Here is a 12843-nt window from a genome sequence, read left to right on the forward strand (position 1 = left end):
CTAACCCTATCCCCCTATACCTTTAAACCAATACTTGCCCCTTTTTTTGTGCCAATTTTTCTTGATACTGTGCGACTTCATTTTTTGCTGCATAAACGAAATGACCTGGTGCGATCTCTTCCATTTGTCTTGGTTGATCATCTGTAGGTTCGCTGACATATTTGATCCGTTTCCGCTGACGTTCATGGTCAGGATCTGGTAATGGAATTGCTGATAAAAGACTCTCTGTATATGGATGTACACCATAATGATAGATTTCATCACTCGTGCCGACTTCCAACAATTTCCCGTTGTGCATAACGCCGATACGGTCACTGATATGTTTGACCATTGACAAATCATGGGCAATGAACAGATACGTCAGTTTATGTTGTTCTTGCAAATCTTGCAGCAGGTTGACTACCTGTGCTTGGATCGACACATCCAACGCTGAGATGGGTTCATCACAAATGATAAATTTAGGGTCAACAGCCAATGCGCGGGCAATACCGATCCGTTGCCGTTGTCCACCTGAAAATTCATGAGGATAGCGCGTGCCATGACTTGGATTCAAGCCAACAGTTTTCAACAAGTCGTCTACACGCTGGTTCCGTTCTGTTTCGTTTTTGGCTAAACCATTGATATCGATACCTTCTGCAATGATGTCCCGCACTTTCATCCGCGGATTCAAGGAAGCATATGGATCTTGGAAAACCATTTGCACTTCACGACGAAAATCGGCCAAGTCTTTTTTGCCTTTGATCTTCATTACATCGTGTCCATCAAAGAGTACTTCCCCTCCGGTCGGGTTGTTCAACCGAATCACTGTCCGACCAGTAGTGGATTTTCCACTGCCTGACTCGCCAACTAGTCCAAAGGTTTCTCCTTCATAGATTTTAAAGGAGATGTCATCAACGGCTTTGACTTCGTCTTTGCGGCCAACATTAAAATATTGCTTTAAATTATTTACTTCAAGTAAAACTTTTTCCAACCGTTTCTCCTCCTTAGACTGTTGTTTGGCTATTCTTTTCTTGGAATTTTTTCCACCGAATCAAAATTTCGTCAGGCGGCGTTACTTTCGGTGCTTGGGGTGCCAATAACCAAGTAGCGGCCTTATGGGTCGGTGATACGTCAAAGAATGGCGGTTGTTCTTCTGCATCGATTTGCAATGCAAATTCGTTCCGCGGATAAAATGCATCACCGGTCGGCGGATCCAATAAATCTGGTGGTGATCCAGGAATCGCATAAAGGCGATCGCCGGTCCCTTCCAACGTTGGCATTGATCCTAACAAGCCCCATGTATAGGGATGCTGCGGATTGTAAAAGATTTCCTCTGCTGTACCTACTTCAACGATCTTCCCACCATACATCACGGCTACACGGTCTGCAACGTTGGCAACGACCCCTAGATCATGGGTGATAAAGACAATCGATGAATTGATTTTCTTTTGGATATCTTTGAGCAACTCTAAGATTTGTGCTTGGATCGTTACATCCAATGCAGTTGTAGGTTCATCGGCAATCAAGATTTGCGGATAGCAGATCAACGCGATCGCAATGACGATCCGTTGGCGTTGTCCACCTGAGAACTGATGGGGATAATTCTTTAAGCGTTTTTCGGCATTTGGGATGCCAACCAGATTTAATAAGTCTAAGGCTTGTTTCAGCCCTTCTTTTTTGCTGATTTTGTTGTGTTTCATCAATGACTCTGCCACCTGTTTGCCAATTGGCATTGTTGGGTCAAGAGAAGTCATTGGGTCTTGGAAAATCATCGCGATCTCTTTGCCGCGGATTTTTTGCAATTCTTTTTCAGTTTTGGTCAGAATATCGGTACCATTGAACAAGATTTGTCCATTGTCGACATTGGCATTGCTGGCTAATAGTCCCATAATGCTGCGTGTCGTCACAGATTTGCCACTCCCTGATTCTCCCACGATCGCTAATGTTTCGCCTTTATACAAATCGAAACTGACATCGCGGATTGCTTTGACTTTACCGGCAAAGGTATCAAAGGAGATCTCTAAATTTTTCACTTCTAAGACTTTTTTCATCGCAATCACTCTTTCATTTTCGGATCAAAGGCATCTCGTAAACCATCTGCGAGCAAGTTAAAACCAATCATGATCACAGATAAAGTCACAGCCGGTACCCACATTTGGTAAGGCAAGAACAAGAACGTTTTGTACCCATCACTCAACAACATCCCCAATGAAGCTGCAGGTGGTTTCAAGCCCAGTCCAATGAAGCTCAGGAAGGCCTCGAAGAAAATCGCAGAGGGGATACTAAACATCATTTGAACGATAATGACGCTTGAGATATTCGGCAAGATATGTTTCATGGCAATTTTGGAGCGACTCTCACCTAAAGTCGTTGCTGCTAAGACAAATTCTTGGTCTTTCAATTTCATCGTTTGTGCTCGGACGATCCGTGCCATTGGAATCCAGTTGGTGATGGCCATGGCAGCCACGATCGATGGAATCCCTGGTTCAAAGACGACTAGCATCAAAATCATGACCACTAGGTTGGGAATCCCTGAAAGGATTTCCAAGAAGCGTTGCATCACATTATCTGCACGTCCACCCAATAAGCCTGAAATCAAGCCATAGGTCACACCGAAAACGATATCCAACAGCGCAGCGATAAACGCAATCAATAAGGAGATACGCGTACCCACGAACAATCGGCTCAACAAGTCACGACCTAAGCCATCTGTTCCCAATAAGTAATAGGTGCCGTCAGGGACATTGGCAGCGGCATATTTATCAACTAGTTCTCCACCTACCGTTGCGTAACCATTCAACCCATTGATATTAATACCTGGGATTTTGGGCGGTAAATTGGTAAATTTTACATTTTGAGCTGTTGGATCATGAGGCGATACGAAAATCGTAATGATCGAGATCGCAATGATGATCAACAGTAAAACAATAGAAAAGACGGCTGCTTTATTTTTCTTCAAACGACGCCAAGAATCTTGGAAGAAGGTCAAAGATGGTGTGGCAATCGCTTCTCGTTCTTCTTTGGTATTTTTTTGTAATGGTTGAAATTTTGCTGCATCAATCGCAGCTACTTCATTTGCTGTATAAGGCTTCTCTGCCATTAGCCACGACTCCCTTCTGATACACGGATCCGCGGATCAACGATACCGTATAAAATATCTACGATCAAAATCACAAAGACCAACATAGCAGAATACAAAATCGTGACTGCCATGATCGTTGGATAGTCATTGGTCATGATTGATTTAACGAACTGCTCCCCGATTCCAGGAATGGCAAAAATGTTTTCAACAACCAATGACCCTGTCATTAAACCAACTGCTAATGGTCCTAATAAGGTCAATAAGGGAATCAAACTGTTCCGCAACCCATGTTTAAAGGCAATTTCCCAGCGGCTAAGCCCTTTGGCTCTGGCCAATTCTACATAGTCGCTGTGCAAGACTTCTACCATCTCAGTTCGAATGAACCTGGCCGAATCTGCCAATGGCGACATAGCCAGGGCGACAGTTGGTAAAATGGTACTTGCGAAAGTTTCCCACTTCGCAATTGGCAACACACCCAGTTTGATTGCAAAAATGTATTGCAGTAATACTGCGAACACAAAGTTCGGGATCGAACGACCCAAGATGGCTACCAACGTCGATGTTGTATCCACCCACGTATTTTGTTTCATTGCTGAGATCGTTCCTAGAATAATCCCAAAGAACGTACCGAAAATGATTGCTTGGACACCCAATTGCAAGGATGGGCCAATTCGGCCTGACAATAAATTCGCTACAGGTTGATTCTTAAATTGGAAGGAGATCCCGAAGTCACCCTTCACTAGATTCATCAGATAAAGTCCGTATTGGACAATGATTGGCTTGTCTAATCCAGCTTGCTTATTCAGCAAAGCAATTTGTTCTGGACTCAATTTTTCTGCATTGGTATATGGTGTTCCTGGCAAGAATTGCATCAAGAAAAATGTGATGGTGGCAATCAACCACAAGGTAAGTACCATATAGAATACTCGTTTTAATAAATATTTCAAAAAGCCGTTCACGCGTTTTCCCCCTTAAGTATTTTGACTTCTATTCAATAATTATGTAAATTAACATAGTACGAATCATTAAAAAGGAGCCAGATCATGAAAATAAAAATAAATAAAAGCAGCGGGTGGATCACCCTCTTGTGTTTTGCCGCTTCCCTTAGCTGGTTGGCGTTCAAAAACGAATTGACTTTCGCAACTCTTTCAGATGCCCTCTTTCTATGGGCAATGTTCTTCTTGATCATCGGCGGTTTTCTCTGGGTATTTGCTTCTGGTTTCTTTGACCACTTTCAATACTCTATGAAAAAAGCCTTTGCGAGAAACAAAACCGATTATCTGAAAATGTCGCAAGTTGGCAAGCAAAGCTACGCCTTTTGGGTATGGCCCGGATTTTTTCTATTCATCCTCTCCATGCTCTTTTTACTGATTGCTACTAGTTAATAGCTTATTTCTGCTCGCATACATCTACCAATAGAAGAAGGCTGAGACAAGAAATTGTCCCAGCCTTTTCTTCGGCCTTTCAAGTCAACTACTCGTGATTATTCGATTGATGTCCACTTGTAGTCATATTGTGCGCCAGCTGCATGGGCAACGACACCTTTGACGTTGGTCGCACGTAAATGTGCTTCAGCTTTTTGGTATACTGGAATGACACCTTGTTCGTTCATGATGATTTTCTCAGCATTGACCAAATCTTCCCAGCGTTGTTCTGGATCATTGGCATCAGTTGTGTTCGATGCTTCAACAGCTGCATCGTACTCTTCGTTGCTCCATTGACCACGGTTGTAAGAGTTGCCTGTTGTGAACAAGTCAGTAAAGCTGCTTGCATCCGCATAGTCAGCACCCCAACCGCCCATAACAGCATCAAAGTCACCCGCATTTGAGCGATCTAGACGAACAGAGAATGGCACTGGGCTTAAGGTAACTGTCACGCCGTCCAATGTGTTTTGGATCGTATCTTGCAAGTATTCAATGATTTTCTTCGTTGAATCTGTATCAGAAGCTAAGATATCAAATTCTAATGAATCAATCCCCAATTCTTCTTTGGCTTTTTCCCAATATTCTTTGGCCTTGTCTTCGTTGTACTCAAGTACACTGCCGGCAGCCTCAGTGAAGTCTGTATTGTCTGTTGGGCTGAATGTCATCCCTTCTGGAACCAATCCTGATGAAGCAATAGATCCGTCACCTAGAATCGATGTCACTAAGGCATCACGGTCGATTGCGTATGAGATAGCTTTACGCAAGTTTTCATTGCGGAAAGGAGAATCTTCATCACGTTGGTTCAATTCTAAATAAGAAGTTGTTGCTTCTGGTTGAGAAACAAACGCTTCATCATTGGCCATTTGTTGCGCCAATTCACCAGTCAAGATCACATCATCTGCTTGGCCATCTTGGAATAGATTCAAAGCAGTTGCTGATTCTTTCACGACACTAACGTTGATCGTTTGTAATTTAACTGTGTCTTTATCCCAATATTGGTCGTTCTTTTCGTACGCCCATTCTGTGTCAGTACCAGCACCATCAAAACCGCTTAAAACAAATGGTCCGTTGTAGACTGCATTATCACTTGTCGCTGCGTATTGATCGCCATTTTCTTCCACCACTTTTTGATTTTGCGGGAAGAATGATGGGAATGCTAATAAGTAGTCAAAATATGGTGTTGCTTTTTCTAATGTGATTTCTAATTCATAATCACTCACCGCTTTGATGCCTAATTCTGATGGATCAGTATCGCCAGCTGTAATGGCTTCAGCATTTTTAACTGGTGCATACAAATACGCATATTCAGACGCTGTTTCTGGTTTCACAGTCCGTTGCCAACCATAGACATAATCTGCAGCTGTTACAGGATCACCATTTGACCATTTCGCATCTTCACGCAATTTGATTGTGTAAGTCAAGCCATCCTCACTGACTTCAGCCGCTTCCGCAGCGCCAGCAGGTTGTGGTGTGCTGTCCGCATCTAAACGATACAAGCCTTCATATACATTGTTCAATGCACTGAAACTGATCGTATCTGTTGCCAAAGATAAATCTGCACTTGGCATTTCTTGAGAAACCACTACATTAAATACTTGTTCTGCATCACTTGTGCCGCTTGAAGCAGCGTTGTCGCCTGAACTATCGGTTCCGCCTGTCGTACAGCCTGCTAATACTAGGCCGCACACAGCAACCAAACCATATGCCCATTTATTTTTCATCCTGTTTACCCCTTAATTGAAATAATTTTCAGAATAATCCTTCGATTTCTGAAGTTAGATAAGATTTTAATTAATAATTATTAAAAAAGCAATCTTTTTTTTGATAAAAAACAATCATTAAAGATAGTATTCTTTTTATTTTCTTACGCTATTCTCATCGAACGCTTAGTGAAAGCTTTTTTTGCCTTTTTGCCTATAAGGGATTATTAAAAAAAAATAATTAAAAAACAGGCAGGAATGAAATTTTTCAATGAATTTTCGCTAGATTTCCTTTCTGTTTACAGATAATTATCGCCCCCGTTTTAGGTAAAACAAAAACACGCTATAAGTCTTCGCTTATACCGTGCCTTTGCAAAATCATCTTGCTTAATGGATCGCGCCGCCGATTGCTTTCAAGTCGTCTTTGTCTGAGAATTCTACGATAGCTGAGACAGCTGCTTCAAGCCCTGTAGCAATATCTGCCAAACTCATGGCTGGTTGTCCTGCTTTGTCTACCACTTGTTGTGGGATAAACGGCACATGGATAAATCCGCCTTTGATTGCTGGGTACTGTGTATCAATCATATATTGGACTTGGTACATAATATGATTGCAAACAAACGTGCCTGCCGTGTTGGAAACGGCCGCTGGGATTCCAGCTGCTTTCATGGCTTCTACCATTGCTTTGATTGGCAACTGGGTAAAATAAGCTGGCTGTCCTTGCCCTTGGATCACTTCATCCACTGGTTGATTGCCTTCGTTATCCGGGATACGGGCATCGTCTACATTGATTGCGACCCGTTCAGGCGAGATGGCAAATCGACCGCCGGCTTGCCCGATGTTCAGTATCACATCAGGCTGGTGCGCGTCGATTTTTTCCGCTACGATCGCAGCGGATTTGCCAAAGACTGTTGGAATTTCAGCTTTGATGATCTGTGCACCACCGATCGTATCTGGCAATAACTTGACTGCCTCTAATGCGGGATTGATGGCTTCGCCACCAAATGGATCAAATCCGGTAATCAAAATTTTCATTCATGTTCATCCTCTCTATTTCCGTTGTATCACTAAAACGCCCAAAAGTACATCAAAGCGATATGGATCACCAATAACAGCAAAGCAATCGGCGCTTGGGCTTTGATCACTCCATTGGCATCTTTCATTTCTAGCAACGCCACTGGCAATGCATTGAAATTGGCAGCCATAGGTGTCAGCAACGTGCCACAGAAGCCAGCGGTCATCGCTAACGCACCAGCAACAACAGGGTCACCCCCTTGCGCAATCACAAAAGGCACACCAATACCGGCAGTAATGACTGTGAACGCGGCAAAGCCATTGCCCATGATCATGGTGAAGATCATCATCCCCAAACAGTACGCGACAACGCCTGCCAAACGATTGCCTTCAGGTACAACACCTGAGATTCCTTGAGAAATGACATCCCCAACACCGGCAGCATTGAAAATCACCCCTAAAGCAGCCAATAACTGAGGCAAAATACCGGCCGTACCCACTTGACGCAACATCCGGTCTGAATCGTCCAACACCGTTTTAGGTTTGGCTCCAGTGATGGCAATAGCAATCAACAGTGCTAGTACAGAAGCGATCCCGATCCCTACTTGGCCACCTAAAGGCGTATAAGAGATCGCGACAGCAATCACAGCCAACGAAATACAAGGCACAAAAATCAGACTGCCGATTTTTCTTGCTGAAGTTTCAGCTTTCGCTTCGTCTACATCGACGATTTTACCAATTTGAACTTGTTTGAACATCGTCAAACAGCCCATCAAGACAATCAAGATCCCATCAATGATATAAGGGATAAAATTGCCGAAAGCAAAAACCACCCCTAGCAGCAGCCAAAATGCCGCCGTACCTAAACGTGTTGGATGGCTTGTTTCACGAAAGACACGAACTGCCGTCATCATCGCCAACAAGCCAATCAAAATATAGAAGAATTCTAAAATCGTATTGATAGAATCTGCCATCTATTCTTCCTCCTTCTTGCCATATTTTTTGGCTAAACTGCGATCGAACAAAAGGTTCGAAGCCGTTGCAATGACTAGGACAATCAATGCGATGGGTAATGAGGCTTGAGAAACGGCACTTGCAGCAACATCATAGCCAAGTGATTTCAAGGTACCTACGATCAACAAGACACCTGAAGCGGCCACAAAGGTATTTTGAGCAAAAAAGTTCCCAAAGTTTTCATTGGCAGCAGCGCGCGCTTTGATTTTCTCTTGGTCCTTTTCGTCGATCTCGCCAAATTTATTTTCTGCGGCAGCTTGTGCCATTGGATTAACGATCGGCCGAATAAATTGGGTATGCCCCTGGATTCTGATTGAGAAGAACCCTGCAACCTCACGAATAAATAAATACAAACTTAAAAACTTGCCTGGCGTCAATCCTTTGATCTTTTCAATCAAAATCACCGCCTGTTGTTTTAAACCGAAACGTTCAGACAAACCAACCATTGGCAATGTCAATAAGAACAGCGTTACCAAACGGTTGTTAACGAAGGCTTCTCCTAACATCGTCAAAAAATCTGTGACCGAGATCCCTGACACTAACGCTGTCACAAAACCAGCAATGATCACGACAGCGATCGTATCCAATTTCAGTAAAAAACCGATCAGGATAACCAAGATACCAATTAGTTTGATCCATTCCATAAAATCTTCCCCCTAAGTTAATTATAGTAAAAACCATTCTTAAGTATAATGTATTTTTCAAGTACAAAACATTGTTTTTAGGATATTCTCATATTGAATCGGTTTCTTTTTTCGTTATTAAATATGTTGTATGTAGACAAAAAAACATACACGCATCAGTTATGCATGTATGTTTCTTATCCGTCATGACGAAATGAAGCTATCGTGTAATCGTTTCTCAAGCGCATATGCGCCAATGGATATATTTAAGCTGTCGCTTTCTTCATTTGCTTACTCCGCAATTGTCCGCATGCGGCATCGATATCGGTACCATGCTCTTTACGGATCACGCAGTTGATGCCATTCTTTTTCAAAATGTCATAAAAAGCAGCCACATCTTCTTTTTTGCTGCGGGCGTATTGATCATGTTCGCTGACAGGATTGTAAGGGATCAAGTTGACATAGGTCAGCTTCTTCTTATCCTTCAGCAAGGCCACAAGCTCTCTGGCATGTTCTGGCCGGTCATTGACATGATCTAGCATAATGTATTCGAAAGTGATACGGCGATTGGTTTTTTCCAAATAATAATCGACTGCCGCCATCAATTTTTCGATAGGGAAGCTGCGGTTGATCCGCATCATTGACGTCCGGACTTCATTGTTCGGTGCATGCAATGAGATGGCTAAATTGACTTGCAAGCCATTTTCGGCAAATTCTCGGATTTTATGTGCCAGTCCACTGGTGGAGACTGTGATATGGCGGGCGCCGATCGCAAGTCCTTTGGGATCATTGATGATATGCAAGAAGCTCATCACATGATCATAGTTATCGAATGGTTCACCGATTCCCATGACGACCACATGCGACACCCGTTCATTTTCTTGACGTTCATCAAAATAATGTTGGACGAGCATGATCTGCGCCACGATTTCACCGGCAGTCAGATCCCGTTGTTTTTTCAACAAACCGCTGGCACAAAATGTGCAGCCAATATTGCAGCCGACTTGTGTCGTTACACAAACAGACATCCCATAGTCCTGACGCATCAAGACGGTCTCGATCATATGATTGTCTGGCAACTGAAACAGATATTTGACCGTGCCGTCACTGGCTTCTTGAACGACGATTTGTTTCAATGGATTGATCACGAAAGCGTTGGTCAGTTTTTCAATTAGGGTTTTGGGCAAATTCGTCATCTCAGAAAAATCTTGCACGCGTTTTTCATACAGCCATTCCCAAATTTGATTGGCGCGGAATTTCTTTTCGTTTTGTTCATTTAACCACAAAGACAATGATTCTTTGGTTGATCCGTAAATAGATGGTTTCACAATTTTTCCTCTTTTCAAACTAGTCGCTACATACTATAACTGAAAGATCTTACAAAATCAACCGATCCTGCAAGCATTTATCAAAGTCTTATCTCCTTTGACTCAATGATGAAAATATACACAAGCCCTGCATTTCAAGTGACCTATTTTCTCACAAAAAAAACTACTTGTACCGACCATGCACAAGTAGTTGATTCTCTTTAGCTATTTAACTGAATGTCTGAACTTTGCCATCTTGCGCAATCAGTTCTCCCCGCATTGGCGGATGTAATTGCAAAAACAGCGATAAGGATATTTCCAACGTATAGCTTTGATCGCCTTGTTGGAAAACACCATAGTAGTGACTTTGCTGATTTGTACTTTTTTCTTCATATGTATGACTGACTAAGTAATAGCCTTTTAGAACCTTTTCTTGCTGCTTTTTTGATTCACTCAAAAAACGACGCAAGTGTTGATAAGTAAATAAAAACAATAATAATATAACTAATCCTATAAAAATATATCCAATCATTGCTGCGTGCCTCACACCTGGATCGTTGATGGCGTATACGCCGTTTCAACCCCAATGCTGACCATTAATGCCGCATTGACTTCATCCATGATCTTTTCGTCTAAATGACAGACTTTTTCTTTTAACCGACATTTGTCGATGGTTCGGATCTGTTCCATTAAAATCACCGAATCTTTGCCAATTCCGGTACAATCGGAGGAAATGCCAATATGCGTTGGCAATTTCGGCTTGGCCATCTTGGCAGTGATCGCAGCGATGATCACGGTCGGGCTGAAATGATTGCCCAAATCGTTTTGAATGACCAACACTGGACGAATGCCACCTTGCTCTGAACCGACGACTGGTGATAGATCCGCAAAATAAATATCTCCTCTTTTTACCATAGGACCACCCTAACTTTTGTATTCTCGCGGCACCCGCGCTGACAATGTACATGCAACTTCGTAATGGATCGTCCCTAATTGATCCGCTACATCTTGCATCGTGATACGTTCCCCATTATTTTCACCAATCAAGGTAACTGTGGTACCAACTGGAAATGCTTGAGGCAATCGGATCATCAATTGATCCATACAGACCCGCCCAACGATTTCACAATATACCCCTTCAACCAGTACGGAAAATCCTTGCATTTTGCGCAACCAGCCATCTGCATAGCCGATTGGAACGGTACCGATCCATTCTTGTTGTGGCGTGATATATGTTTCACCATAGCCAATTCCAGCACCTTTTTCAAGCAATTTCACTTGAATCAAGGTAGAAACTAGCGACAACGCTGGTTTTAACGGGATCGGCGCTTCCAATGCATGTCCTGACGGATTCAACCCATACATTGCGATGCCATAGCGGATCATATTCCCCACAGCTTGCTCATGCCATAATGCAGTGGCACTGTTCCCTGTATGGATATATGTCGGCAAATGCGGCAGTGCTGTTAAGACTTCTTGAAAAAAAAGATGCTGCTGCTGCCAATAAACAGTGTCTGCTTGGTCGGCAGTTGAAAAATGGGTAAAAATGCCTTCCCATTCAAATGCAGGGTGCTGGTCTAACCAGCTAGCTGCTTGTGCAACAGCTTGGGCATCTAAAAAACCGATCCGCCCCATGCCTGTATCGACCTTGATATGGGCCCGCAAAGGCCGTGGCAAAGACATGTCTGATAGATAGTGTTCAGCATCTGACAGCCATTCTTGACTCGCAACTGGAAACGAAAAGTCATAGGTTGCGAGCAAGGCAATATCTGTGACCGCTACGACACCTAGCAGCAATATTGGGGCCGTAATGCCTGCTTCGCGCAATTCAATTCCCTCATCAATGGTTGCAACACAGAAGCCTGCTGCGCCGCCTGCTGCCGCTGCTTGTGCTGTTTCCACAGCACCGTGACCATAGCCATTGGCTTTGACCACAGCAAAAAGCGCCGTATCATTGGCCAACCGTTTCCGTTCATTTTGGATATTTTCTGTAATAGCAGCGATATCGATAATCGCTTTGGTGGGTCTATGACGTGCAACGACCATGTTTGATTCCTTCTTTCCTACAACGTGCATGAAGTTGAACAGCTGGTGCTTGTTCAGGCTGTTTCAACTGATTGCGGGCACTTCTAAAATAATTTGTGCAAAAGCTGTATCATTGGTATGGGTGATACTGACAAAAATCATACTTAGAGGATGTGGCGCTTTGGTGACTACCGGGGCACCGACCTCATTCGTTAGTATTTCGATATCATGAAAGGATAATTTACCTATTCCTGTGCCCCACGCCTTAGAGAATGCTTCTTTACAAGCGTATCTTCCTGCCAGAAATTCGACTTGCCGTTTCAACGGCAGCTTGTCGAACAATTCCACTTCAGCTTCTGTTAAAATTCGTGCAATAAAGCGGGGTTTTTCCTCAATCAGCGTCTTGATACGGGGCAGTTCCACTGCATCGATGCCTATTCCTTTGATCATCTTTATCTCTCTCCAACTATTCTCGACAGTTGCTGTCTATCCAACAACAACGCCTTCAACTAGTTACCATTCTACCAAAAATTCGGCGAAATACCATGCCTAACTATTTTCTTTACGATTTGATTATAAAAAAATCAAAAAAAAAAGCCCTAAGACGAACGGACATCGACAGATCTTAAAGAATATTTCTTAAGATCTGCCGAGGCGTTTACTTAGGGCACTGCT

14 protein-coding genes are annotated in these 12843 nt (G+C 43.1%); 1 reads left to right on the top strand and 13 read right to left on the bottom strand.

Going from position 1 to position 12843, the window contains the following annotated elements:
- Window positions 1-22 precede the first annotated feature (22 nt).
- The 4 genes from AEQ18_RS04325 to opp3b are packed head-to-tail and all read right to left on the bottom strand — an operon-like array spanning window position 23 to window position 4020.
- Complete coding sequence (locus tag AEQ18_RS04325; protein WP_054115137.1) at window positions 23-970, bottom strand: ABC transporter ATP-binding protein; 948 nt, start codon at window positions 968-970, stop codon at window positions 23-25.
- 13 nt (window positions 971-983) lie between these two features.
- The gene (locus AEQ18_RS04330; protein ID WP_312541942.1) at window positions 984-2036 is read right to left on the bottom strand and encodes an ABC transporter ATP-binding protein; all 1053 of its coding nucleotides are present in this window, start codon (window positions 2034-2036) and stop codon (window positions 984-986) included.
- The gene (gene opp3C / locus AEQ18_RS04335) at window positions 2036-3079 is read right to left on the bottom strand and encodes an oligopeptide ABC transporter permease (protein ID WP_054115139.1); all 1044 of its coding nucleotides are present in this window, start codon (window positions 3077-3079) and stop codon (window positions 2036-2038) included. The genes AEQ18_RS04330 and opp3C overlap by 1 nt, the downstream gene beginning before the upstream one ends.
- Entirely contained in the window at window positions 3079-4020 is a 942-nt protein-coding gene (gene opp3b / locus AEQ18_RS04340; protein ID WP_054115140.1) for an oligopeptide ABC transporter permease, read from the bottom strand. The genes opp3C and opp3b overlap by 1 nt, the downstream gene beginning before the upstream one ends.
- Before the next feature lie 90 nt (window positions 4021-4110).
- On the opposite strand from opp3b, the gene AEQ18_RS04345 reads away from it, so the two are divergent.
- Entirely contained in the window at window positions 4111-4446 is a 336-nt protein-coding gene (locus AEQ18_RS04345) for a DUF3899 domain-containing protein (RefSeq protein WP_054115314.1), read from the top strand.
- A gap of 98 nt (window positions 4447-4544) precedes the next feature.
- Here the strand turns inward: AEQ18_RS04345 and AEQ18_RS04350 are convergent, their stop codons facing one another.
- From AEQ18_RS04350 to acpS, 9 genes are all read right to left on the bottom strand, one after another.
- On the bottom strand, window positions 4545-6206 hold the full coding sequence (locus tag AEQ18_RS04350) for a peptide ABC transporter substrate-binding protein (RefSeq protein ID WP_054115141.1): 1662 nt from the start codon (window positions 6204-6206) through the stop codon (window positions 4545-4547).
- A 366-nt stretch (window positions 6207-6572) separates the two neighbouring features.
- Complete coding sequence (gene pcp / locus AEQ18_RS04355) at window positions 6573-7220, bottom strand: pyroglutamyl-peptidase I (RefSeq protein WP_054115142.1); 648 nt, start codon at window positions 7218-7220, stop codon at window positions 6573-6575.
- Between the two features lie 32 nt (window positions 7221-7252).
- Complete coding sequence (locus AEQ18_RS04360) at window positions 7253-8173, bottom strand: DUF979 domain-containing protein (protein WP_054115143.1); 921 nt, start codon at window positions 8171-8173, stop codon at window positions 7253-7255.
- Entirely contained in the window at window positions 8174-8857 is a 684-nt protein-coding gene (locus AEQ18_RS04365; protein ID WP_054115144.1) for a DUF969 domain-containing protein, read from the bottom strand.
- A gap of 245 nt (window positions 8858-9102) precedes the next feature.
- Complete coding sequence (rlmN, locus tag AEQ18_RS04370; protein WP_054115315.1) at window positions 9103-10167, bottom strand: 23S rRNA (adenine(2503)-C(2))-methyltransferase RlmN; 1065 nt, start codon at window positions 10165-10167, stop codon at window positions 9103-9105.
- A 205-nt stretch (window positions 10168-10372) separates the two neighbouring features.
- Window positions 10373-10675 carry a hypothetical protein gene (locus AEQ18_RS04375; RefSeq protein WP_235505484.1) on the bottom strand — a complete coding sequence of 101 codons (303 nt, stop codon included), beginning with the start codon at window positions 10673-10675 and terminating at the stop codon, window positions 10373-10375.
- A gap of 11 nt (window positions 10676-10686) precedes the next feature.
- Window positions 10687-11058 carry a type II toxin-antitoxin system PemK/MazF family toxin gene (locus AEQ18_RS04380; RefSeq protein WP_054115145.1) on the bottom strand — a complete coding sequence of 124 codons (372 nt, stop codon included), beginning with the start codon at window positions 11056-11058 and terminating at the stop codon, window positions 10687-10689.
- A 9-nt stretch (window positions 11059-11067) separates the two neighbouring features.
- Window positions 11068-12189, bottom strand: coding sequence for an alanine racemase (alr, locus tag AEQ18_RS04385; protein ID WP_054115146.1), 1122 nt, complete (start codon window positions 12187-12189; stop codon window positions 11068-11070).
- 63 nt (window positions 12190-12252) lie between these two features.
- Window positions 12253-12618 (bottom strand): holo-ACP synthase, encoded by a 366-nt coding sequence (acpS, locus tag AEQ18_RS04390; RefSeq protein WP_054115147.1) that lies wholly within the window; start codon window positions 12616-12618, stop codon window positions 12253-12255.
- Window positions 12619-12843: the final 225 nt, after the last annotated feature.

Origin of the sequence: Enterococcus sp. RIT-PI-f (genome assembly GCF_001297065.1) — a bacterium.
GTDB lineage: Bacteria > Bacillota > Bacilli > Lactobacillales > Enterococcaceae > Enterococcus_D.